This is a genomic window from Corynebacterium riegelii, from assembly GCF_016728505.1.
Taxonomy (GTDB): Bacteria; Actinomycetota; Actinomycetes; order Mycobacteriales; family Mycobacteriaceae; genus Corynebacterium; species Corynebacterium riegelii.
In genome coordinates this window covers 1,326,967-1,349,947 of the sequence record NZ_CP068159.1, presented here as the reverse complement: position 1 = coordinate 1,349,947, position 22,981 = coordinate 1,326,967, and the positions used below count along the sequence as shown (strand labels likewise).

The following is a 22,981-nucleotide window of genomic DNA, read 5'->3' as shown; positions in this document are numbered from 1 at the left end:
AGTTGCTCGGTTTTACTCACCTACCGCCATGGTGGCCGCTACACTGTTTCGTGCCCAACACGGGCGCCCAAGGCTTAAGGGCTGAGATCGTGCTAATGCCGCACGAGCACCGTTTGAACCTGTCTGGTTAGCACCAGCGAAGGAAGTAGAAGGAGCGGCAATGGCCGACATTTACGCGCAAGAAATCCACCCGAAGCACAGCTACGCCCCCATTATCCAGGACGGGCTTGAGGTGCCGGAGACCGCGATCCAGCTCGATGATTCCCCCACTGGGCCGAATGAGCCGTTCCGCGTCTACCGCACCCGCGGCCCCTACGCCGAGCCGGAGGTTGGCCTGCCGGGGCTTCGCTCCGAGTGGATCACCGGTCGCGGCGATGTGGAAGTAATTGAGGGCCGCAGGCGCAATCTGCTTGACGACGGAACACGGGCCGCCAAGCGCGGCGCCGCCTCCGAGGAGTGGCGTGGTGTAACCCGCCCGGTGCTGCGCGCCAAGGAAGGCAAGCGCGTCACCCAGATGTACTACGCACGTCAGGGCATCATCACGGAAGAGATGAAGTTTGTCGCCCTGCGTGAGCACTGCGACCCGGAGAAGGTGCGTGCGGCGGTAGCAAGTGGCCGCGCGATTATTCCGAACAACGTGAACCACCCAGAGAGCGAGCCAATGATCATTGGCAACCAGTTCTTGACCAAGATCAACGCGAACATTGGTAACTCTGCGGTGACCTCCTCTATCCGTGAGGAGGTGGACAAGCTGCGCTGGGCTACCCGCTGGGGTGCGGATACGGTGATGGATTTGTCCACGGGCAATGACATCCACACCACCCGCGAGTGGATTCTGCGCAACTCGCCGGTGCCGATTGGCACGGTGCCGATCTACCAGGCGCTGGAGAAGGTCAACGGTATTGCAGAAGACCTGACGTGGGAGATCTTCCGCGACACGGTTATTGAGCAGGCGGAGCAGGGTGTGGACTACATGACGGTGCACGCTGGCGTGCGCCTGCCGTTTGTGCCGCTGACGGCGAACCGCGTGACCGGCATCGTGTCGCGTGGCGGCTCGATCATGGCTGGCTGGTGTTTGGCGCACCACAAGGAGAGCTTCCTGTATGAGAACTTCGACGAGCTGTGCGAGATTTTCGCGCAGTACGATGTTGCCTTCTCGCTTGGCGACGGCCTGCGGCCAGGCTCCGTCGCCGACGCCAATGACCCGGCGCAGTTTGCAGAGCTGAAGACCATCGGTGAGCTGTGCAAGCGCGCCTGGGAGTATGACGTGCAGGTGATGATTGAGGGCCCAGGTCACGTGCCGCTGAACATGATCCAGGTCAACAACGAGAAGGAAGAGCAGTGGTGCGGTGGCGCGCCGTTCTACACCCTTGGCCCGTTGGTGACGGATATTGCGCCTGGGTATGACCACATTACGTCTGCAATCGGCGCGGCCCACATTGCTATGGGTGGCACGGCGATGCTGTGCTACGTCACCCCGAAGGAGCACCTGGGCTTGCCAAACAAGGATGATGTGAAAACGGGCGTGATCACCTACAAACTCGCCGCCCACGCGGCCGACGTGGCCAAGGGGCATCCGGGTGCGCGCGACTGGGACGACGCGATGAGTAAGGCACGTTTTGAGTTCCGTTGGCACGACCAGTTCGCACTCTCCTTAGACCCGGACACCGCGCAGTCCTTCCACGATGAGACGCTGCCGGCGGAGCCCGCGAAGACGGCGCACTTCTGCTCCATGTGCGGCCCGAAGTTCTGCTCCATGCGTATTAGCCAGGACATTCGTGATGAGTTTGGGGACCGCCTGGCGGACCTGGGTATTCCGGAGATTCCAGCAGATGTGGCTGCCGTGAGCGCAAACGACGCGATTGCCGGTGAACAGGAGATGGCGGAAGAGTTCCGTGAGCAGGGCTCCCAGGTCTACTTGGAGGAGCAGTCGCAGCCGCAGTAACTGGGGTAATAATGGGTGCGTGACTTCCGCACCCATTTCTACTGCAGCTTTTATTGACGCTCACCGTAATGACGATGACGCACAGCTGGCCGCAGCGCTTGTAGCGCATGCTGGCCAGCTTGCGCTTTCTATGCGTGATGGTGGTTTGGACACGCTTGCCACGCAGCGCAAGACGTCGGTCTCCGATGTGGTGACTGAGGCAGACCACGCCGCGGAGAACTTCGTGGCAGAGGTGCTCGACGCGCTGCGCCCCGCCGACGGTGTGCTGGGGGAAGAAGGCCACGCCCGCGCCTCAGAAACCGGGCGTACCTGGGTGATCGACCCGGTTGACGGGACGTATAACTTTGCGCAGGGTTCGGATTACTTCTGCTCTGCGTTGGCGGTGGCCGAGGGCGATCCGGCAGAAGGCAAAGCGTCAATTGGTGCGGTGCACCGCCCGGCGACGAATACGACGTGGCTCGCTGCCAATGGTCAGGCGTGGTGTGATGGGGAGCGGTTGGGGGTGTTGGACGCGGCGCACCTAAGCGAAAAAGCCCTGGTGACCTACCTACATCCGACCTTTATGGGTGATGAGGCGGTGGTGGGCGCGTGGATGCGTGCGGTGAAAGATGCGGCGACGATCCGGATGATGGGTGCGGGCAGCGTGGACCTAGCCAACATCGCTGCAGGCCGTATGGGTGGCTGGCTGCAGCATTCGGTGGCGGATTGGGATTGGCTGCCGGGCAAGGCGCTGATTGAGGCTGTCGGCGGGGTGGCCACAAAGGTTGATGCGGGCGGGGTGACGTGGTGCGTGGCCGGAAATCCGCTCCTGGTTGAGCAGGTGGCGAGTAGGCTTGTCGGGCATGCAGCGTAACCACGATCTGAAACTCGCCCTCGAACTCGCCGACCTGGCAGATGACATCACTTCTTCCCGGTTTGATGCCGCTGACCTGCACGTTGAGTCCAAGCCGGACCTAACGCCGGTCTCCGATGCGGACCTGGCTACGGAAAAGGAGCTGCGCGAGCACCTCGCGGAAAAGCGCCCGGATGATGCGGTGCTGGGCGAGGAATTTGGTGGTGACGCCGTGTTTTCCGGCCGCCAGTGGGTGATCGACCCGATTGATGGCACGAAGAACTTCGTACGCGGCGTGCCGGTGTGGGCCACGTTGATTGCCCTGCTTGAAGACGGCGAGCCGGTCGTCGCCGTCGTCTCCTCCCCTGCCCTGTCGCGCCGTTGGTACGCGGCGAAGGGCGAGGGTGCGTGGCGCGAGATTGGTGACGGCAAGGCAAGCCCGATGCGTGTGTCTTCCGTGTCCAAGTTGGAGGATGCGTCCGTGTCGTTTTCCTCGCTGACCGGTTGGCGTGACCGCGGCTTGCGCGAGCAGTTCATTGAGCTGACGGACGCTGCGTGGCGTCTGCGCGGGTTTGGTGATTTCTTCTCCTACTGCCTGGTGGCAGAGGGCTCGGTAGACATTGCGTGTGAGCCGGAGGTCTCGCTGTGGGACCTCGCGCCGCTGGCGCTGTTGGTTACTGAAGCCGGCGGCCGCTTCACCTCATTGGCGGGTGTTGACGGCCCGCACGGTGGCGATGCGGTTGCCACCAACGGGCTGCTGCACGACGAGGTGCTTGGCCGCCTGCAGGGTTAAGTTTCTGGCAGTTTCTGTCAGTTAGGGCAGGCGGAAGCCACCGGGGACGGTGGGCAGGAAGGCGTCTGCACGCGCGGAGCCCGTCGGTGCATGCAGCGGGCCCTGCAGCGGGGTGTGGCAGGCCAGCGCGAACGGCTGCGGGAACATGCCGCCGTTGATAATGCCTACGAGGCGGTCGCCAACGTAGAGCGGGCCGCCGGAGTCGCCCTGCATCGCGCAGACCTGGTTGATGTTCATCACGCCAGCGTCTTGCCAGGTCATGCCGCAGGTCACGCCGGAGGCGACACCCTTCTTGCACACGGTCTGCCCTGCCGGCACGGGTGCGGCGCCTAGGTGGTTGATGGTCAGTCCGTCATAGCTGCGGGAGACTTCCGTGTTGGGGTGCAGCTGGATTACGGCGTAGTCCAGGTTGCGGTCCACGGCGATCACGCGGCCAGTCTGGCCAAGGGCGCGGGCATCCGCGTTCACCACCGGGTCGCCCACGTTGCCCGCGCAGTGGCCTGCGGTCAGGGCGATCTTTTCGCCAGCGTCGTTGTAGCCGGCAACGGCGACGGTGCAGATCATGTCGTTCGGGGCGTGCCCCACGTAGATCGGGGTGCCGGGGCCGTAGAGCGCGTTGCCGCGGGCCTGGGCCTGGGTGGCTTCGGCAGGCGTACGCGGGGCGTCATGGAACGAGGTGGGCACGCGGTGCAGCACGCGATCCGCGTTGAGCTTGCCGGCGAGTGCCTTGGACATGAGGTCTGTGCGCCAGACGTAGTTAGGGTCAGCTGGCTGCGCACTCGCGGCCGGTGCGAGCAAAGCAGTGGCAGTAAGAACGGCTGCGGCGGCGACAGCGGCGATGCGTCGGAACATGCGGACCCCTTTTATGTGTCTTGTATGCGTCAGGCAGGAAATCACAAACGTAACTTCAGTTAACACAAACACCTTACGTCACAGCGGTGTTAGGATCACCCCCGTGACACACCCTGCGCTGCATCCTGCAATGACGTTCAAGACCCTGGACCAGATGAGCTCACGAGAGGCCTTCGACCTGTTTCGCCTCCGCGTGGACGTGTTCGTGGCCGAGCAGGACTGTCCCTTCAATGAGCTTGATGACATTGACGCAGCCGAGGACACCTTCCACGTCCTCGCCTACGACAACGCAGGCAGGCTCGCCGGCTGCGCACGCGTCTACCCCGAGGTTGCAGACGGCAAACCCCGCGCGCGCTTTGGCCGTTTCGTCGTTGCGCCGTTCGCGCGCGGCACCGGAATTGGCCCCGAGATTGTCCGCAAGGCGCTAGCGTTCACCACCCGCTGGCCGGGCGACGTTGTCATTGAGGCGCAGACCGGCCTCGTTGGCTATTACAACCGCTTCGGCCTCAAAGAGGAGGGCGAAGAGTTCTTGGACGGTTCAATCCCCCACGTCACTATGAGGCTGGAACGCCCCTAACCCCAGTGGTATGATTTTTGAAGTTTCATAAAGGTTTGAAGGGGAGTAGCTCACCAACAACTCGCTCGACATACTGGTTCTCCACGTAGAGCCCGGGCGGTTGGCCTTACACGCTTTACAGGACATGCTTTACAGGCGAGCGAGACCTTCGGTTGTTTATTGCACCGAGAGGATTTCCTATGGCCACCCATCCCCGTGAAGAACAGCGCATGCTTGAGCGCTTCATGTGGATCTCTATCGCGGCTTCCCTAATTGTTATCGTGCTGAAGGCGTATGCCGCGTATGTCACTGGCTCTGTTGGCTTCCTTTCGGACGCGCTGGAGTCTTTGGCCAATGTCGCCGCCGCCTTGGTTGGCCTCTGGGCGTTGAAGCTTTCCGCCAAGCCTGCGGATGAGAACCACAATTTCGGCCACGCCAAGGCCGAGTACTTCGCCGCCCAGGTAGAGGGCAGTCTGATCCTGGTGGCGTCGGTGGCCATTATCTATACCGCGGTGCAGCGCCTGATCACCCCGCAGCCGGTGGAGCAGCTTGGCATTGGTTTGCTGTTTTCTGTGATAGCCACGCTGATCAACCTCGGTGTGGGTGCGATGTTGGTGCGCGCTGGCCGCACGCACCGTTCCAGCACGCTAGTTTCGGATGGGAAGCATTTGCTTGCAGACGTCTGGACTACCGTCGGCGTCATCGTCGGCATGGCCTTAGTGTGGCTGACCGGCTTGCAGGTCCTCGACCCTATTGTGGCCATCCTGGTTGGCGCCAACATCCTGTACACCGGCTACAAACTGTTGCGCGAGGCTATCCAGGGCCTGCTTTCAGAGACGTTGCCGGAGGAAGAAGTAGCAACGGCACAAGAGTTTTTGGACACCTACGCCAAGGACAATGGTGTCGTCTTCACGTCGCTGCGCACTACGGCTTATGGGCGCCAACGTCTCATCAACGTTGTCATGCAGGTGCCTGGTGAATGGACGGTGTCGCACTCCCACGAGCACGCCGACAATGTTGAGGAAGGCCTCGCTGCTGCCCTGGGCGGTGCGGAAACCATCGTGCACATTGAGCCGCTTGGGATAGAAACCACCACTGGCCCGATCATGGCGTAGCGCAACAGTGATAGGTTCGGTGCCGTGAATCAAGCGCTAATGCCGGACCGAACTACCACTCCCCGACTCTTAGTCCCCGATCTTGCGCGCGGCCTGGCCCTGCTGGGCATCGCCATGGCGAATGCGGTGCAGACGTGGATGATCAATGACATTGACGCATTGGATCAGCCAGGTTCCACCCTTGGCGGTGTGCGACCAGGAAACACGCTCGATGAGATAGCCGCGGTTTTCTCGGCAGTGTTTTTGCACGTGCGTGGCCTGCCGATGTTTTCCACACTGCTGGGATTTGGCATTGGCCTCGTTGCGGCAAGTGCGTGGCGTAAGGGCTATCCGGCTGCTGATGCGCGCTTGATGCTGGTGCGCAGATACGGGTTCCTCGCACTTTTTGGCATCGCGCACATGATGCTGGTGTTCTACGGGGACATCATGTTGTATTACGGCCTGATTGGCATGCTGGTTGCCACGATGTTCACGGCAAGCAACAAGGCGCTGCGCATTACCGCCTACTCGCTATTGCTGGTCGGCGCAGCGTTTGGCACTGTTGCCGCGGTGGCGGTGTACGGCGTCCAGGCACCAATCGGCGTGATGGAACAGACGCCCACACCTGAGATGACCAGTCTGGGCGTCTACTTCGGCGAAAACCTCTTGGGCGGACTGGGGATGTTGATCAACGCCCCGTTTGCGGTGTTCCAGCTGGGCGGGCTGGTGTTGCTGGGCTACGTGTGGGCGCGGGAGGGATACCTGATCAACGTGGAGCAACACAAACGTGTGCTGGTCAGGTGGACGATCCTGGGTGCGGTGGTCGCGATTGCCATCGGCATCCCGTGGGGTCTCAGCGCTGCAGGCTTCATCGACCCGCAGCTTGAACAGCCTCTCTTTATACTCAACCTCGCCTGGGGACTGTTCACCGGCCCGGCAATCCTGGCAGCACTCGCTCTTGCCACCAACGGTGTGCAGCAGCGCATCAACGCCACCGGCCAGACACCGGCGTGGGCGCGCCCCTTCATCGCGTTGGGCAAGCGCTCGATGTCCGGCTACTTGGCGCAATCGTTCCTGTTCATTGCGCTGGTTATGCCGTTTGGGCTGGGGTGGGGCGTGGAGGCGTCGATAAGCGGGAAGCTCCTTGTGGGCTTTGTGGTGTGGTTGATCACCCTGCTGCTTGCGATGGTGCTGGAGCGTGTGGGGCTTCCGGGGCCGTTTGAGCAGCTGCACCGCCGCGCAAGCTACGGCAAAACGAAGCGGCTGGAGCCGTACACCCCACCACTGCCCCAGTAGGCTTTGGGCATGGCTGATACCACCCCGATGAACCCCCGTAACCTGGACCTGCGCTGTTACTTTGTCACCGGCCAGGGCCCCGATGTGGTCGAGCGCGCCGTTGAGGCGGCCCACGGCGGCGCCGGCGTGATCCAGGTGCGCTCCAAACCGATCTCCGCGCGTGAGCTCTACGCCCTGTCTTCCGCGATTGCCGCGCAGCTTCCTTCCGAGAGCATTGTGCTTATCGACGACCGCGTGGACATCGCCCTCGCCCTTCAATCCCAAGGCGTCCACGGTGTGCATCTGGGCCAGGACGATCTGGACCCGCGCGAGGCGCGCCGCCTGCTCGGGCCTGATGCCGTAATCGGCCTGACCACCGGGACCCTTGAGCTGGTCAGGGCCGCAAATGACCTTGAGGGCGTGATTGATTACATCGGCTGCGGCCCATTCCGCGACACCCCTACTAAGCACTCCGGCCGCGAACCTATCGGCTTGGAGGGCTACCCGGCGCTGGTGGAGGCGTCCCGGCTGCCCATGGTTGCCATTGGGGACGTCACGGTGGATGACGCGTACGCACTGGCCGGAACCGGTGTGGATGGCGTGGCCATTGTCCGCGGCATCATGCACGCCGATAATCCCCGTGCCTACTGCGAGCGGGTGGTCGCGGAGTTCGACCGCGGCCGCGGCGCGCTCGCCTAGTTTCACGTTCAGCTCGACAATCCTGTCAAGTTCAGCTCGACAATCCTGTCAAGTTCAGGTATTTTCGCAGTATGAGAGCTTATCTGCCGCGGATTCTTGATTCAGTTTTAGAGCAGTATCTCAAGGCTTCATCAGCGGTGAATATCACTGGTGCAAGGGCAACTGGGAAGACAACTACCGCTCTCCAGTCAGCTAATTCCTCAATCCAGTTGGACGGGCAGCGACCGGAGATAATTGAAGCCGCATCGCTAAACCCATCGGCAGTCCTTGAAGGCGATGCGCCACGTTTGATCGATGAGTGGCAGCTGGCACCAGATCTCTGGGGCGCGGTCCGTCGGGCTGTGGATGCGGACCCAACGCCGGGTCGTTTTCTACTTTCGGGATCAGCATGGCCAGATGACACAGCTCTGCGTCATTCCGGGGCAGGAAGAATCATTGACCTTCCAATGCGCCCGATGACCCTATATGAGTCGGGCGACTCAACGGGAAGCTTTTCCCTTTCCCGCGTGTTCCAAGGTGAAGCTCCTGTACAGGGGCAGCAGCTCAGCCCCCATTCAATTGATGACGTCTGCGCATTGATCACCCGAGGCGGATGGCCGGCATGGGTGGACAGGGAGGCTGACCAGGTCGAACTCCTTGTTGAGGGTTACATGGACACGTTGGCACAGCGCGATTTTCCTTTCGTGGGTGGGCCGCGCCGATCGCCTCAGCGCCTTCTCCATTTTCTTCGGGCGTATGCTTCACTCACCGCTCACCCAGCCCCGCTGAGCACAGTGCAAGAGCGTCTGGGGGAAGATGGTGTGGAGGTTGGTGAACGGTTTGGGTACCAGTTCCATGAGTTTGCAAGCCGGATGCATCTCGTCGAAGACCAGCCGCCATGGGCACCGGCACGCAGGTCTAAAACTCGGCTGAGTGCCACGCCTAAGCGCCACCTCGTAGACCCTTCGCTTGCCGCATCTGCGCTAGGTGCTTCCCATACGGCTCTTGCTGTCGACCCGCGCACTCTTGGATTCCTTTTTGAATCACTCGTATTGCGTGACCTGCGGGTGTACAGCCAACCGTTGCGCGGCACCGCTTTCCATTTCAGGAACAAGGATGGCACAGCCGAAATGGATATTGTGCTTGAGCTTCGAGACGGTCGCTGGGTCGGAGTCGAAGTGAAACTGTCACCACAGGCAGCTAAGGAAGCCGCCCCACGTTTACGCGAAGTCGCCGACACCATCGGAAGGCCCCCAGAAGGACTGCTGATTGTCACGCCAACAGGTACGGTCGCAGAAGTTGGTGAGCGCACCTGGCTCGTGCCCATCGGATTGCTCGGCCCTTAGGGAACAACTGATCCCTCCCCCCATCATCCACACGGCGTACGGTAATCCCCATGGAGAACATGAACGTCGCCGTTATCGGTGGGGGCATCATCGGCTTGACTTCTGCGCTGACACTGGCGGATCGGGGTCATAGGGTCACGGTGTTTGATCCGGCGCCGGTCTCTGGTGCGTCGTGGCATGCGGGTGGCATGTTGGCACCTACGGCGGAGGTTGTGTACAAGCAGGAGCCGTTGTTTCCACTGATGAACGCTGCTGCGCAGTGGTACCCGGAGCTGATCCAGCTGGTGAACAAGTACAGCGATTTGCCCACCGGGTATCGCAAGGACGGCACGTTGGTGGTAGCGCGAGATCGCGCGGATAACACGCACTTGGAGGAGCTTTCCGCCTACCAGGCCTTGCACGGGATGGAGGTCAACCGCCTGACTACCCGTGAAGCGCGCAAGCGCGAGCCTGCGCTGTCGCCTGCGTTGGCGGGTGCGGTGGAGATCATCGGGGATCACCAGGTGCAGCCGCGCCTGTTTGCAAAAGCCTTGTTGGATGCGTGCGCGAACGCGGGCGTGACAATTGTTCAAGAGGCGGTTACCAACGTCGATAACGTCGATGCAGACCAGGTACTCATCGCCGCAGGCCTTGGCGCGGCGGAGATCACCGGCTGGTTTATGGGTACAAACCCGCTTGAGCTGCGCCCTGTCTACGGTGACATCCTGCACGTGCGCGTACCCAAGCACCAATTCCCGCTGCTGGATCGTGTGGTGCGCGGCTTTGTGGAGGATCGTCCGATCTATCTCATTCCGCGTGGTGATGGCACGTTGACCATCGGCGCCACCACGCGTGAGGACGGCCGCGCGGAACCCCAGGTCCAGGGCGTCTACCAGCTGCTGCGTGATGCGATTGAGGTCTGCCCGGCGCTGGAGGAATGCGATTTTCTGGAGGCGGACGCCGGTGCGCGTCCGGGCTCGCCGGATGACCTGCCGTACCTTGGCAGGGTCAGCGAGCGCGTCACGGTTTCTACTGGATATTTCCGCCACGGCATCCTGCTGGCCGGTATGGCTGCGCGTTGCGGGGCCGATCTGGTGGAACAAAAGGCACCTGCAATATCGTTGGAAGCGTGTGACCCCTGGCGTCATCAACGGGCTTAGGAGGTAGCCATGGCCATTACTCTCACAGTGAATGATGAATCCCGCACGACTGAAGCGGCGTCGGTTGAGCAGCTGGTGCACGAGGTCCTCGGCGAGGTGCCGGAGGCTGGCACGGCGGTAGCGCTCGATGGTGATGTGGTTCCCCGCTCGGCGTGGGGCAGCACCAAGCTTGCGAGCGGCGCACGTGTAGATATCCTCACCGCAGTCCAGGGAGGCTAAACCTTGCTTTCTATTGCAGATAAGCAGTTCAACTCGCACCTGATCATGGGTACGGGTGGGGCGAGTTCGATGGACATGCTGGAAAAGGCGCTGGTGGCGTCAGGCACGGATCTGACTACGGTGGCAATGCGCCGGTACGCCAAGGCCCCGACGAGCGGCGAGAGCGTCTTTGACATGCTGCAGCGCCTGAACATTGCGCCGCTGCCAAATACGGCGGGCTGCCGCACGGCGCGTGACGCGGTGATTACGGCGAAGCTTGCGCGTGAGGCGCTGGGCACCAATTGGGTGAAGCTTGAGGTGATCGCGGATGATCGCACGCTTCTGCCCGACGTGGTTGAAACCGTCGATGCCTGCGAGATGCTGGTGGCGGAGGGCTTTACGGTGCTTGCGTACACCTCCGATGATCCGGTTGCGGCGAAGCGTCTGGAGGATCTGGGTGCGGCGGCGGTCATGCCGCTTGGCTCCCCCATCGGCACTGGTCTGGGCATTTTGAACCCGCACAACATTGAGCTGATTTGTTCGCGCGCCGAGGTGCCCGTGCTTATCGACGCTGGCGTGGGCACCGCCTCCGACGCCTCCCTTGCCATGGAACTGGGCTGCTCCGGAGTGCTGTTGGCTAGTGCTGTAAACCGTTGCCAGGATCCGGTGGCGATGGCTGAGGCGATGCGCTTGGCTGTGGACGCCGGCCGTCTGGCGCGCGAAGCCGGGCGGATTCCGAAGCGGGAGCACGCGGTGGCATCCTCAAGCTTTGACGGCCTGGCTAGCTGGGCAGATCAGGTGCTGTAACTAGCCCCTTTTTAGGGCCTTTTAGGGCCACCGTAAGGGTGAAACTTGTTTGACGGTGCAAGACGTAGGACACTTCATTCAAACACTAGATTGACCGTTTGAAGGAAGGTTCATCATGCGTCGTCTACTTCCCATCTCTTTGATCTCCGCGCTTGCGCTGGCTGGCTGCGCCGGTGGCGAAACTGACACCACCACTAGCACTGACACCAGCGCCGAAGCTAGCGCCAAGCAGATCGACAACTGCGGCGTCATGATTGATGCCGCTCCGACTGTTGAGCGCGCGGTTGCCCTTGAGCAGGGCGCGTCTGACACCCTGCTGCTGCTGGGTGCTGCGGATCAGATCGCTGGCGTTGGCCACCAGAAGGACAACCCGCCGGAGGGATTCGAGACCCCGAAGATCATTGCACCGAGTATTCCTACTGCTGAGCAGATCCGTGCGGTGGACCCGGACTTTGTGTACTCCCCGTTCCGTTTGGTGTGGACGGCGGACTCTGCGGGCACCCGTGAGGAGTGGGAGAAACTGGGTGTTCGCACCTACCAGTCCAACGTGGAGTGCCAGGACCACGGCGAGAACAAGGGTAAGAGCACCTTTGAGCTTGTAGAGCGTGACATTACGGAGCTCGGCCAGCTTTTCGGCCACGAAGACACCGCGGCTGATCTAGTAGAGAAGCTTCATGAAACCAAGGAGGGTGCTGCCCAGGCGCCAGACGGCACGACGTTTGCCATGGTGTACTCCACCGTCGGTGGTGCGCCGTATGTGGCTGGTGGCCCGTCCATTGTCACGGAGATGGGTGACTCAGTAAACATGGTCAACGTGTTTGCTGATGTGAAGGAAGAGTGGCCGCAGATTTCCTGGGAGGCTTTGGCGGAAGCTGACCCGGACGTGCTCATCTTGGGCGATCTGCCAACTCGTGGTGAGCCGGGTGATACCTGGGAGGAGAAAGTCGAGGCGCTTAAGGCAACGCCGGGTGTCAACAGCATGCGTGCAGTGAAAGAGGAGCGTTTCATTGTGATCAACGGTGTGACCACTTCCCCGTCGGCGCGCTCCTACCAGGGCCTGCAGCAGATCTCTGACGCGATTGAAAACGGTATCGCAGAGTAAGAAGTAAGAACCGAAAAGCGTGAAGAAGTCCATCGCCTTCGGGCTGTTATCACTGCTGGCGCTTGCGGCGGCGATTGTTGTTTCGCTGCCGCTTGGCTCTAGCGGTATCTCCGTGTTCGATTTGGATAGCATGTCGCCTGTGCAGCGGTCCATTCTGACGGAGTTGCGTCTGCCGCGTGTGCTGATGGCCGCGTGCGTGGGAGCGATTCTGGCGGTGTGTGGTGTGGCTATGCAGGCCATTACGCACAACGATCTGGCTGAGCCGTACCTGCTGGGTATTTCCTCGGGTGCGTCTACTGGTGCGGTGATTGCCATCATGTTCTCCACGTGGCAGTGGGGCATTGTGGTTGGCGCCGCTGTTGGTGGGTTGACGTCGTTTATGCTGCTGATGGCCCTGCTGCGTCATACGCGTGCTGATGCTACGCGTGTGGTGCTGACGGGCGTGCTGGTGGGCTTTTTGTTCCAATCTTTGACGTCGCTTGTTGTTACGGCTTCCGGTAACGCGGAATCCACACGCGGCATCATGTTTTGGCTTCTTGGCGTGCTGTCTGCGGCGCGCTGGAACACGCTGATTGTTGTTGCCATCGCTGGTGCGGTTGGCCTTGTGGTGCTGTGGTTGCTTTCGCGGCACTTAGATGCGCTGACGCTTGGAGACGCCACGGCGCACACCATGGGCGTTCCTGTCGTCGCTGTACGCTACACGGTGCTTATTGTGGTTTCCTTGCTCACAGCGGCGACCGTCGCCGCGGTTGGTGCAATCGGTTTCGTTGGCTTGATCGTGCCCCATGCAGTGCGCATGGTGCAGGGGCCGTTACATGCTCGTTTGATTCCGGTTGCAGCAATCGTTGGCGCACTGTTTTTGGTGATTGCTGACGCGATTGCGCGTGTGCTGTTTGCACCCCAGGAGCTGCCCGTGGGTGTGATCACGGCACTGATTGGTGTGCCGGTGTTCTTCATCATCTTGAGGAGGATCAACCGATGATTGACATCAAGGTCCAAGCCCAGGTGCAGTCATTCCGCCTCGATGTGGAGACCTCGATCCCTACCCCGGGCATCATCGGCATCGTTGGGCCGAATGGCTCCGGAAAATCCACCCTGCTGCGTGCGATGGCGGGAGTCAGTGACGCCAAGGGCAGCATTCTTTACAACGGCACACCGCTGTCCTCCATGTCTCGCGCCGAGCGCGTGCAAACGGTAGCTTACGTGGCGCAAAGCCACGGCACCTTGCCGGATCTGACGGTCCAGCAGCTGGTGGAGATGGGCCAAAGCGCCGCCTACGGTTTGTTTGGGCGTGGCAGTGGCGGTGATGAGGCCATTGTTGAAGAGGCGCTGATCCACTCCGACCTGGTGGAGCTAAGAGATCGCTCCCTGCGTGCACTTTCTGGCGGGCAAGTGCAACGCGCAATGACGGCACGAGCGCTAGCGCAAAACGCGAAGTTTTTGCTGCTGGATGAGCCGACCAACCATTTGGACCTACACCACCAGTACCGGCTGATGAACATGCTGGAGCACGTGGGCACCCACCACGGCACCACCGTGGTGTTGGCGCTGCATGACTTGGTGTTGGCCGCACGCTACTGCGACACGGTGCTGGTGATGGACCACGGCCACGTTGCGGCACTTGGGGATCCGAGTGAGACGTTGACTCCTGAGTTGCTGAAAGAAACGTTTGGCGTTGATGCCTCCCTACGCAAGGCTGATGGTGAACATTCCCTGATTGTCCACGGACCGGTGATTACGCACTAGGCTTAGTGGCTATGCGGTATCACGAGACTTGGGCAGAGGTATTCAAAACCCTAGGTGACACCACGCGGCTTCGACTCTTGGACGCCATGCATACGGCAGGCGAAAACAAACTGACCGTCACTGACCTGGCAAATGCAACTGGCACGCGGGTGGCTACAGCATCCGCGTCTTTGCGCGCTATGGAAAAGATGGGCACGGTGCGCTCAATCCGCGAGGGCCGTAGCATTTTCTACGGTCTTGCAGATGAGCGCATCCACCGCCTCCTCCACTGGGCTGCGGATTACGCGGACCCAGAGGAGTAACCCCCTATACCTGGCGCTCGTACTGGATTTAGTACTGGCGCAGGTGCACCTTGCCTTGGCTACGCAGCTCGGAGCGAACCACGTTGGCTGCGCGAAGCACCACTTCCATGAGGTGCTCGGTGCGGTTAGCCACACCACGCAGCACGAACCCAGGCACATCCGTTGGGGTGACGGATGCTTGCACACCCTCGACGTCACTGATGGCGTCACGGACCTGAGCAATCAGGTCCTCATCCACCTGCGGGTCGAAGCAGATGGCGGTGGAAAAGTGGGTGTTTTCTCCCAAAAACGTTGGAGAAGCAATCTCCTCACGCTCTTCCAACGGCTGGATCCGCATGTTGTCTACCAAGGCCAGCTTGTCCCCTACGCGCACTGTTGAGCGCAGGTGCGCCTGACGGTAGCGGAACATCTCCTTATCAGGAGACCAGCCTGGGGTGACAATGTCTGAAAGGAACACGTGGCCTTCAGGATCTACCTCAACCGTCATGTGCTGGCGGTAGTCCGCGTCACGGTACAGGATCAGCTGATCCGGAATGTACTCCAGCACAGCGCCCGCACCTACCTTGAAGTGCAGATGTTGGGTCACATGCGAGCCTGGGGTGCGGTACACCTTGGTTGCTGACTGGTCTGTCAGTAGCACTGAGGCACCATCAGCAACGCTGACGGCAATATCGTAGGAGTCTCCTCCCACGTATCCTCCGCCGGGGTTGACGGTGATGTAGTAGACCTGCCCGCTGTCATCGAGGTAGTGCGGGCGGATGATCTTCAACGCACCGTCGTGGTACTGCTTGGTGGCTACAGAACGGCCACCGCTCACAGCGATCCCCAGATCAAGGGTGCCGGTGAAATCCGTGCCGGGAGCTTTGTTGAAGCGTTCTGGCGAAATGGACCACATACTAGCCCTTGATGTCCTGCATCAGGACGTCACGGCGGATCCACTGCAGTACTTCATCCAGGCCCTCATCAGTCTTGAGGTTGGTCAGCACAAACGGCTTATCCCCACGGAACTGCTTCGAATCATCAGCCATGACCTGCAGGTTGGCGCCAACGTACGGAGCCAGGTCCGTCTTGTTAATCACAAACAGGTCAGACTTGATCATGCCCTGGCCCGCCTTGCGCGGGATCTTCTCGCCCTGGGCTACGTCAATGATGTAGATGGAGAAATCCACCAGCTCCGGGGAGAAGGTAGCAGACAGGTTGTCGCCGCCGGACTCCACGAACACCAGCTCCAGGTCCGGGTGGCGCTCAATAAGCTCCTCGTAGGCGGCCTCGTTCATCGAGGTGTCCTCACGAATCGCGGTGTGCGGGCAGCCACCGGTCTCAACACCGATAATGCGGTCCTTCGGCAAAATGCCTTCGCGCGCAAGGATCTTCGCATCCTCGGTGGTGTAAATGTCATTGGTAATAGCGGCCATGGAAACCTCACCGTCGAGCGCACGGGTGATGCGCTCAATCAGCTGGGTCTTGCCGGAGCCAACCGGCCCGCCGATGCCAACCTTGATAGTGGTCATAATGTTTCAATTCCTTTCGTTTTAAGACATGAACATGCGCGAGCGCATGTACTGATGTTCCATCTGCGCGATCTCAAGCCGCGGGAAGGACACACCGAGATCAGTCACGTCGTGTGCCAGAGTCTCCTCCGCAAACTTCGGCAGATACTCGTACACATCAATCAGGATCCGCTGTCCAGCGTCTTGGCCGAGCGGGATGGCACGGATGGCGTTTTGCGTCATCGAGTTAGCCATCTGCATCAAGTATGCCGATACCGCGGTGTGTTCATCCACCCCGGCGGCGCCCAACACCAGACCAGCGGCAATGCCGGGGTTGCCAAAGAACTCGCGCTTGCGCAGGCCGGCGTCGTAGGCGTCAACCAGCGCATTGTCAGCGTCCATAATCTTGGCAACCTTGGCCATACGCTTGCCCATTGCCTGCATGGATGCACGCAGCTCCTGCGGGGTCTGCGTTGCGTGGCAAATCTCATCCAACTCACGCAGCGCAACGATTGCCTGCTCCTGCTCCAGGTTGGCAGCTTGCAAGCGCACCGCCAAAAGCACCGCCAGGGCTTCACCGTAGGTGGCCTGGTGTAGGTAGCCAACCAGCCAGCGCAGGTAGCTCTCTGGGTCATGAACCTCATCACGCTGGATGTAGGTCTCTAACCCTGCGGAGTGTGCGAACGCGCCTGTAGGGAGAGCGGAATCGGTGATGTGCCACACCACCAGATTCGCACGCGCGTTAGTGGGTGTGTTCTGCATGACGGAAAGCCTTCGGCATGACGTAGTCACCGCGGTGGTAGTCCACGGACATGTGATCCAGGTGGTGTTCAACCGTGTGGTCATAGCGCACAACCATTACCTCAGCGTTGAACTGGCTGTCCTTGCCAAAGAACTGCGCCTGCAGGTGGCGGTTACCCAAGGAGTGAGCCACTTCCAGCGCCTCTTCAATGGTCTTCGGAGCGATCACCAGCACGTCCAGCGGAGCCATCTCTGCGATGACGTAGCCGTTTTCGGTTTCAGCCAGGATGTCGCCATCTTCCAGCTCACGCACGGACTTATCCAGCTGCAAGCCCATCTCCACCCCACCGGCGGTGGTGACGCGCTGGATGCGCTTGAGTCGGCTTTCATTGTCAAACACCACCCGGTCTGCAACACGGGCGCCTTCGCCCGCGTCCCGAATGTTGCCACGAAGTTCGGTGACAATCATTGTGCTCTCCTTCATAAATAGCGAGAGCGGAGTGGCCAAGGCCTCTCCGCTTTCAGGGTTTGAATGACGTGCTACTGACTAGAACAGGAAGTAGCGCTGCGCCATCGGTAGAACCTCGGCCGGCTCAGAGGTGATCTCCTTGCCGTCCACGGACAGAACGTAGGTCTCCGGGTCCACCTTAATGTCTGGCGTGGCGTCATTGTGCTTCATGTCCTTCTTGGAGATGTTGCGCATGTTCTTCGCCTCGACAAACTTGCGGCCAATGTTCAGGGTGTCCGGTACGCCGGCCTCGATCGCAACCGTCGGCAAGAAGGTAACCGAGGTGCGTGCAGCAGCGTGGCCGTATGCGCCGAACATGTTGCGCATGGTGCGCGGCTGCGGGGTCGGGATCGATGCGTTGGAGTCACCCATCAGGGCACGAACGATGAAACCGCTCTTGAGTACCAGGTACGGCTTGACACCGAAGTATGCCGGCTCCCAGATAACCAGGTCAGCAATCTTGCCTTCCTCAACGGAACCAACAGCATGGCCAATACCAGCGGCAATAGCCGGGTTAATGGTGTACTTGGCAACGTAGCGCTTGATGCGGTTGTTGTCGTTGTCCTGGGTATCACCCTCCAGCGGACCGAACTGCTCCTTCATGCGGTGAGCAACCTGCCAGGTGCGCAGTACAACCTCACCGACGCGGCCCATTGCCTGGGAGTCAGAAGAGGTGATGGACAGTGCGCCCATGTCGTGCAGGACGTCCTCAGCTGCGATGGTCTCGCGGCGGATGCGGGAGTCAGCGAATGCCACGTCCTCCGGCAGGTCCGGGTTGAGGTGGTGGCACACCATGATCATGTCAAGGTGCTCATCCAGGGTGTTCACCGTGTACGGCAGGGTCGGGTTGGTCGACGCCGGCAGCACGTTCGGCAGGCCAGCTGCCTCGATGATGTCCGGTGCGTGGCCGCCGCCAGCACCCTCGGTGTGGAAGGTGTGGATTACGCGGTCACCGATTGCAGCCAGGGTGTTGTCCACAAAGCCGCCCTCGTTCAGGGTGTCGGTGTGGATTGCAATCTGAATGTCCAGCTCATCCGCAACGGTCAGTGCGGTGTCGATGGAGTTAGCAGTTGCACCCCAGTCCTCGTGGATCTTCAGGCCGATTGCACCAGCGCGGATCTGCTCACGCAGCGGGTTCGCGTCAGATGCGTGGCCCTTGCCCAGGAAGCCAACGTTGACCGGGAAGTCACGGGTTGCCTCGATCATGCGGGTGATGTTGGCCGCACCGGAGGTCACCGTGGTTGCGTTGGAGGACTCAGCCGGGCCAACGCCGCCACCGACCAGGGTGGTGGTGCCGTTGTCCAGAGCAACCTCTGCCTGCTCAGGGGAAATGTAGTGAATGTGGGTATCCACAGCACCAGCGGTCACAATACGACCCTGGCCTGCAATAACCTCGGTGCCAACGCCAACGACAATGTCAATGTCGTCCTGCACGTCCGGGTTACCGGCAGCACCGATCTTGGCAATCTTGCCATCCTTGATTGCAATGTCAGCAACGTAAATGCCGGTGTAGTCAATCACGGTCGCGCCGGTGATAACAACGTCCGGAATCTGCTCGTCGCCCATCGTGCGGCTGTTCTGGCCCATGCCGTCACGGATAACCTTGCCGCCACCGAAGGTGACCTCTTCACCGTAGTGGGTCAGGTCCTTCTCAACGCGTGCCACGAGGTCGGTATCGGCCAGGCGAATACCATCGCCGGTAGTCGGGCCGTAGAGCTCAGCGTACTGTCGACGCTCCATCTCAAATGCCATTGTCTAATGCCTTTCTTGAAAGAGATTGGGTGGACTAGTCGAGCTTCCCATTGACCTTGCTGTTGAAGCCGTACACCTCACGGCTTCCACCAAAGTCAATCAGGTTGACGGTGCGGCTATCGCCGGGCTCAAGGCGCACAGCGGTGCCAGCAGGGATGTCGAGGCGCTTGCCCTTTGCAGCTTCGCGGTCAAACTCCAGGGAGGCGTTTGCCTCAGCGAAGTGGAAGTGGGAGCCGACCTGCACGGGGCGATCCCCTCGGTTGGTTACCTCGAGGGTCAGAGCCTCGCGGCCCTCATTAATGGTCAGCGGGCCATTGTCAGAAATGAAGTACTCGCCAGGAATCATATTTGTCACTCCTCTTAGCGGATCGGGTTGTGGACGGTAACAAGCTTGGTGCCGTCAGGGAAAGTTGCCTCAACCTGAACGTCAGAGATCATCTCGGGCACGCCCTCCATGACGTCTTCGCGGCTGAGAACCTCAACACCCTCACTCATCAGCTGCGCCACGGTCTTGCCGTCACGAGCGCCCTCAAGCAAGAAGTCCGAAATAAGTGCTACGGCCTCTGGGTGGTTGAGCTTCAGGCCACGCTCCTTGCGGCGGCGAGCCACGTCAGCGGCGACCACAATGAGAAGCTTTTCCTGTTCACGCTTAGTCAGATGCATTGACTGCTCCTTATGGTTATGGGCCCCGCGGGAAGTGTTCCCGCTTAGGGCCTTGGTTTAGTTACAGCTTTTTCGGATTCTCCGGAACTTCCTCCGGTGAGTGGCCAGGTGCTAGCCCCTCCCTTTGTAGTTGTTCCGAGAGAGTTTCGTCGGGGTTCTCCTCATCTGGCTTCTTCTTTCTGCCAAGTATGAGGGCAAACAGGCCGTTTTGGTAGGCCACCGTTGCCAGAATCATCAGGACACCGATGATCTGCAGCATGGACGGAATTTCACCGAACAGCGGCGCTGCAATGATGACGGAGGTAACCGGGGACAGCAGCAGGATGCCAGCAGACAGCGTCGGGTCGAGCCAGACGGAGCCGTACTGGACCATGGTCCATGCAAGTGCCTGACCGAAGACTGCCAGGGTGATCAGTGCGATCCAGTTGCCAGCGGTTAGCGGGTCACCCAGGGTGGTCTCCGGGTTCACCGACGGCAGGACGCCGTCAACCAGCACACCGTGGGTGAAGTCGAAGCCGCCACGCGGAGAGAAGGTGAATGCCACCAAAACCGGGGCGATCATCTGGGTGATAGCCGTGTACATCATCGGCTGGACGTAGAGGTCCTTGCGTGCCGAGGTGCCCGCCTTGCGGGAGAAGTACAGGTAGAAGGAGTAGCAAATACCGGAGGTCAGGCCGAACGCGGTACCCAGAACTGCGGTCTTCACACCGTAGATGGTTTCCGGGCCGGTTGCCTCAGCAGAGCCTTCAAACACGCCACCGGTCAGCAACACACCAACAGCCATGATTGGCACAAGCACGAGGAACACTGGCGGAATCTTGTACTTATCAAAGATTGCCGCAAGCATCGGCACAATGATGACCTGCAGGTTCAGAAGAACCGCTGCCACACCAGCGCCAATGTAGAAGATGGAGTAGTTCCACGCAGTGAAGTCAATACCCAGGAACACGCCAGAGACCAGCGAGAGAATGACGGCCTGCTTGCTCAGCTTTTCCTTCTTCTTCATCTCCCAGATAGCGAAGGGTAGAAGAATCAGGAAACCAATAAAGACACGGAGGAAAGCCTGGGTAGCCGGGTCCATGTTCGCTGCCTTCACCTGCAGCGGTGTCGCCGCAAGGAAGGCCGTACCCAGAGCCAGGACGGCAAGAGCGCTGCCGTGTGACACGGGCTTGACCGGCGAGGCCGTTGCCACGCCAGCTGCGCTGTTAGGAGAAGTGTTTGACATGCTTTTCACCCTAGGACAGAAAAAGTGCCCGTGACGTGCGAAATTTGTCACAACGCATAATATTCATAAACCTGCATCAATTCAGTATTAAAACTCACGTTAAAAGGTATAATCTATAAACTGATTCACAATCCCTATCCCCCGTTTAGGGGGATGCGGAACTCGACAGGCAACACAAATGCAATGGCCAGGGCCTTAGATAATCTCATTATGGACCCAAAACTTTCCAACTTAATAGATTCAATTAACCAATTGATCAATTGGTCGGTTGACCATCTAGAGTTCAAAGGTTTGCCCTTCCAACTAAAACGTCACCAAAGCACAACCAGAGCACAATTGACAGAGGCCGTACATTGGTGCAAGTGAGCAATACACCCGATTTCCAGCTAACACTCCCCCGCGAGGAACTTGAGCGCACTGCCCGGCAGATGAACCTGCCCGGTTTTGGCCCCGAGCAACAGCAGCGCCTGCACAACGCGCACGTGCTGGTCATCGGCGCCGGCGGGCTTGGCTGCCCAATTATGCAAACACTTGCGGCCACTGGCGTTGGCAACATCACGATGCATGACGATGACACGGTTGCTCTTTCCAACATCCACCGCCAGATCCTGTTTGACGCCGATGATGTGGGCAAGGCGAAGGTGGAGGTTGCCGCGAAGCGCATTCAAGCAATCCAGCCCCACATCACCGTGCATGCAAACAAGGAGCGACTGACGGAGGACAACTTCATCCAGGCGCTTGAGGGCATTGATCTGCTTATCGACGGCTCCGATACCTTCCAAACCAAATTCCTCGCCGCCGACGCCGCAGAGATCACCGGTACCCCGCTGATGTGGGGGTCCGTGCTGCGCTACCGCGGCGATGTTGCCTTGTGGTGGTCTGGCCCCGGCGCGCCAGATGATGGTGTGGGCATGCGGGACCTCTACCCTGCCCAGCCGGATGCGGATAGCGTGCCGGATTGCGCAACCGCGGGTGTGCTTGGCGTAACCACGAGTGTGGTGGGCGGGCTTATGGCAACGGAGGCGGTGAAGTTCCTCACCGGCCTTGCCCCTGTGACCCCGGGACGGCTGCACATGTACGACGCCTTGAGCGCCACCATCCGCCAGTTCAACGTTTCTCGCGACCCGGCGCGTGTGCTCGTTGAGGGCTTCGGGGTTTACGACGCTTCGTGTGCCCTTCCCAGCAACGACGGCCAGGAGCTGCTGGACCTGTTGGCCCGCGGCGAGGCGGTGGCGTTGGATGTGCGTGAGCCACACGAGAAGGTGCTTAGCGATATTGCGCATCCCGGCCAGAACCTCCCCATGAGCCAGGTGGCGCAGGACAGTAATGCGGCGGAGGAAGTCTTTGCTTCGCTGCCTCCTGGCGAGGTCATCGTCTACTGCGCATCGGGCAAACGCTCAACAAATTTTGTTGAGCAATACGCAGGTCAAGCGTCCAAATACGGGCTGCAGCTGCATTCTTTACCTGGCGGGGCTAACCGCTGGGCTTTACCCTAAATGTTATGCGTATCACACCAGTGTTCACGGCAGCCGTTGCCGCTGCCACCCTGTAGGCGCTCTTGCACCGTCCGCAGCAGCCACTGGCAGCCGAGGCTTTGCCAACGCGGATGGCTCGGTGCGTTGTGAGCTCACCCAGTTCGACTCCACCCACGAAACCCTCTGCGTGTCCCAGCGCGCACGCGAATCCCAGCCGGAGTGCAATCCGCCGCAGCACCTGATCCCGGCGATTGCCATCCAGGACCGCTTTGTTGGCAAGAAGTGCTGGAACCAGGGCTTTGGCCAGGAGCCGGAGCGCCTGCAGCCGTTCCAGATCCGCTCCTACGGGCAGGCAACCGTGATCCCGGGCCTTTCCGGCACGCTGTACGTGCTCGACATTGCCCGCCTGGCACTGATCCAGGCCGGCGCGCAGAACCAGGTGCTGTTCGGGGCCCGTTAACT

At 60.4% G+C, this 22,981-nt stretch carries 26 protein-coding genes, 1 pseudogene and 1 riboswitch; of the genes and pseudogenes, 18 read left to right on the top strand and 9 right to left on the bottom strand.

Features of this window, described 5'->3' with window-relative positions:
- The first annotated feature begins 49 nt into the window (after positions 1 to 49).
- A riboswitch (TPP riboswitch) is annotated at positions 50 to 162 on the top strand.
- The 3 genes from thiC to hisN all read left to right on the top strand — a co-directional run bounded on the left by thiC (position 161) and on the right by hisN (position 3,570).
- A complete protein-coding gene (gene thiC, locus I6I71_RS06260) occupies positions 161 to 1,945 on the top strand; it encodes a phosphomethylpyrimidine synthase ThiC (RefSeq protein WP_201819500.1) in 1,785 nt (594 codons plus the stop codon). Its footprint overlaps the riboswitch before it by 2 nt.
- Positions 1,946 to 1,964: 19 nt before the next feature.
- A complete protein-coding gene (locus I6I71_RS06255) occupies positions 1,965 to 2,798 on the top strand; it encodes an inositol monophosphatase family protein (RefSeq protein WP_201819496.1) in 834 nt (277 codons plus the stop codon).
- Complete coding sequence (gene hisN / locus I6I71_RS06250; RefSeq protein ID WP_201819492.1) at positions 2,788 to 3,570, top strand: histidinol-phosphatase; 783 nt, start codon at positions 2,788 to 2,790, stop codon at positions 3,568 to 3,570. The genes I6I71_RS06255 and hisN overlap by 11 nt, the downstream gene beginning before the upstream one ends.
- 21 nt (positions 3,571 to 3,591) lie before the next feature.
- Here hisN and I6I71_RS06245 read toward each other — a convergent pair whose 3' ends face one another.
- Positions 3,592 to 4,422, bottom strand: a complete 831-nt coding sequence (locus tag I6I71_RS06245; RefSeq protein ID WP_101735132.1) for a S1 family peptidase — start codon at positions 4,420 to 4,422, stop codon at positions 3,592 to 3,594.
- Between the two features lie 103 nt (positions 4,423 to 4,525).
- Here I6I71_RS06245 and I6I71_RS06240 point away from each other — a divergent pair, with 103 nt between their 5' ends.
- The 13 genes and pseudogenes from I6I71_RS06240 (at position 4,526) to I6I71_RS06185 (ending at position 14,665) form a co-directional block, all read left to right on the top strand.
- On the top strand, positions 4,526 to 4,999 hold the full coding sequence (locus tag I6I71_RS06240) for a GNAT family N-acetyltransferase (protein WP_236587256.1): 474 nt from the start codon (positions 4,526 to 4,528) through the stop codon (positions 4,997 to 4,999).
- 179 nt (positions 5,000 to 5,178) lie between these two features.
- Positions 5,179 to 6,093 carry a cation diffusion facilitator family transporter gene (locus I6I71_RS06235; RefSeq protein ID WP_201819480.1) on the top strand — a complete coding sequence of 305 codons (915 nt, stop codon included), beginning with the start codon at positions 5,179 to 5,181 and terminating at the stop codon, positions 6,091 to 6,093.
- 24 nt (positions 6,094 to 6,117) lie between these two features.
- The gene (locus I6I71_RS06230) at positions 6,118 to 7,368 is read left to right on the top strand and encodes a DUF418 domain-containing protein (RefSeq protein ID WP_236587255.1); all 1,251 of its coding nucleotides are present in this window, start codon (positions 6,118 to 6,120) and stop codon (positions 7,366 to 7,368) included.
- A 27-nt stretch (positions 7,369 to 7,395) separates the two neighbouring features.
- On the top strand, positions 7,396 to 8,046 hold the full coding sequence (locus tag I6I71_RS06225) for a thiamine phosphate synthase (protein ID WP_201823486.1): 651 nt from the start codon (positions 7,396 to 7,398) through the stop codon (positions 8,044 to 8,046).
- A 71-nt stretch (positions 8,047 to 8,117) separates the two neighbouring features.
- Positions 8,118 to 9,155: pseudogene (locus tag I6I71_RS12265) on the top strand (ATP-binding protein); the annotation flags it as partial.
- A complete protein-coding gene (locus I6I71_RS12065) occupies positions 9,156 to 9,371 on the top strand; it encodes a DUF4143 domain-containing protein (RefSeq protein ID WP_236587254.1) in 216 nt (71 codons plus the stop codon). It abuts the pseudogene before it with no gap.
- 50 nt (positions 9,372 to 9,421) lie between these two features.
- Complete coding sequence (gene thiO / locus I6I71_RS06215; RefSeq protein WP_201819474.1) at positions 9,422 to 10,510, top strand: glycine oxidase ThiO; 1,089 nt, start codon at positions 9,422 to 9,424, stop codon at positions 10,508 to 10,510.
- A 9-nt stretch (positions 10,511 to 10,519) separates the two neighbouring features.
- Positions 10,520 to 10,729 carry a sulfur carrier protein ThiS gene (gene thiS, locus I6I71_RS06210; protein WP_201819471.1) on the top strand — a complete coding sequence of 70 codons (210 nt, stop codon included), beginning with the start codon at positions 10,520 to 10,522 and terminating at the stop codon, positions 10,727 to 10,729.
- Between the two features lie 3 nt (positions 10,730 to 10,732).
- Positions 10,733 to 11,515, top strand: coding sequence for a thiazole synthase (locus tag I6I71_RS06205; protein ID WP_201819467.1), 783 nt, complete (start codon positions 10,733 to 10,735; stop codon positions 11,513 to 11,515).
- Positions 11,516 to 11,630: 115 nt separating this feature from the next.
- Positions 11,631 to 12,617, top strand: a complete 987-nt coding sequence (locus tag I6I71_RS06200) for an ABC transporter substrate-binding protein (protein WP_070463225.1) — start codon at positions 11,631 to 11,633, stop codon at positions 12,615 to 12,617.
- Positions 12,618 to 12,636: 19 nt separating this feature from the next.
- Positions 12,637 to 13,599 carry a FecCD family ABC transporter permease gene (locus I6I71_RS06195; protein WP_070463222.1) on the top strand — a complete coding sequence of 321 codons (963 nt, stop codon included), beginning with the start codon at positions 12,637 to 12,639 and terminating at the stop codon, positions 13,597 to 13,599.
- The gene (locus I6I71_RS06190) at positions 13,596 to 14,363 is read left to right on the top strand and encodes an ABC transporter ATP-binding protein (protein ID WP_201819464.1); all 768 of its coding nucleotides are present in this window, start codon (positions 13,596 to 13,598) and stop codon (positions 14,361 to 14,363) included. The genes I6I71_RS06195 and I6I71_RS06190 overlap by 4 nt, the downstream gene beginning before the upstream one ends.
- Before the next feature lie 11 nt (positions 14,364 to 14,374).
- Entirely contained in the window at positions 14,375 to 14,665 is a 291-nt protein-coding gene (locus I6I71_RS06185; protein WP_052205164.1) for an ArsR/SmtB family transcription factor, read from the top strand.
- A gap of 28 nt (positions 14,666 to 14,693) precedes the next feature.
- On the opposite strand, the gene I6I71_RS06180 is transcribed toward I6I71_RS06185, so the two are convergent.
- The 8 genes from I6I71_RS06180 to I6I71_RS06145 all read right to left on the bottom strand — a co-directional run bounded on the left by I6I71_RS06180 (position 14,694) and on the right by I6I71_RS06145 (position 21,044).
- Positions 14,694 to 15,560, bottom strand: a complete 867-nt coding sequence (locus tag I6I71_RS06180) for an urease accessory protein UreD (RefSeq protein WP_201819461.1) — start codon at positions 15,558 to 15,560, stop codon at positions 14,694 to 14,696.
- 1 nt (position 15,561) lies between these two features.
- Complete coding sequence (gene ureG / locus I6I71_RS06175) at positions 15,562 to 16,176, bottom strand: urease accessory protein UreG (RefSeq protein WP_052205166.1); 615 nt, start codon at positions 16,174 to 16,176, stop codon at positions 15,562 to 15,564.
- 21 nt (positions 16,177 to 16,197) lie between these two features.
- Positions 16,198 to 16,917 carry an urease accessory protein UreF gene (locus I6I71_RS06170; RefSeq protein WP_201819442.1) on the bottom strand — a complete coding sequence of 240 codons (720 nt, stop codon included), beginning with the start codon at positions 16,915 to 16,917 and terminating at the stop codon, positions 16,198 to 16,200.
- Positions 16,898 to 17,365 carry an urease accessory protein UreE gene (locus I6I71_RS06165; protein WP_052205168.1) on the bottom strand — a complete coding sequence of 156 codons (468 nt, stop codon included), beginning with the start codon at positions 17,363 to 17,365 and terminating at the stop codon, positions 16,898 to 16,900. Before I6I71_RS06165 ends, I6I71_RS06170 begins: the two co-directional genes overlap by 20 nt.
- A gap of 78 nt (positions 17,366 to 17,443) precedes the next feature.
- Entirely contained in the window at positions 17,444 to 19,156 is a 1,713-nt protein-coding gene (gene ureC / locus I6I71_RS06160) for an urease subunit alpha (RefSeq protein ID WP_070496108.1), read from the bottom strand.
- Positions 19,157 to 19,190: 34 nt separating this feature from the next.
- The gene (locus I6I71_RS06155; RefSeq protein ID WP_052205170.1) at positions 19,191 to 19,502 is read right to left on the bottom strand and encodes an urease subunit beta; all 312 of its coding nucleotides are present in this window, start codon (positions 19,500 to 19,502) and stop codon (positions 19,191 to 19,193) included.
- A gap of 14 nt (positions 19,503 to 19,516) precedes the next feature.
- Positions 19,517 to 19,819, bottom strand: coding sequence for an urease subunit gamma (locus tag I6I71_RS06150; RefSeq protein ID WP_052205171.1), 303 nt, complete (start codon positions 19,817 to 19,819; stop codon positions 19,517 to 19,519).
- 61 nt (positions 19,820 to 19,880) lie between these two features.
- Complete coding sequence (locus tag I6I71_RS06145; RefSeq protein WP_201819440.1) at positions 19,881 to 21,044, bottom strand: DMT family transporter; 1,164 nt, start codon at positions 21,042 to 21,044, stop codon at positions 19,881 to 19,883.
- A 362-nt stretch (positions 21,045 to 21,406) separates the two neighbouring features.
- Between I6I71_RS06145 and I6I71_RS06140 the strand changes: the two genes are divergently transcribed.
- Both I6I71_RS06140 and I6I71_RS06135 read left to right on the top strand, forming a co-directional pair.
- Positions 21,407 to 22,540, top strand: a complete 1,134-nt coding sequence (locus I6I71_RS06140; protein WP_201819439.1) for a ThiF family adenylyltransferase — start codon at positions 21,407 to 21,409, stop codon at positions 22,538 to 22,540.
- A gap of 118 nt (positions 22,541 to 22,658) precedes the next feature.
- On the top strand, positions 22,659 to 22,979 hold the full coding sequence (locus I6I71_RS06135) for a hypothetical protein (protein WP_201819436.1): 321 nt from the start codon (positions 22,659 to 22,661) through the stop codon (positions 22,977 to 22,979).
- The last annotated feature ends 2 nt before the right edge of the window (positions 22,980 to 22,981 follow it).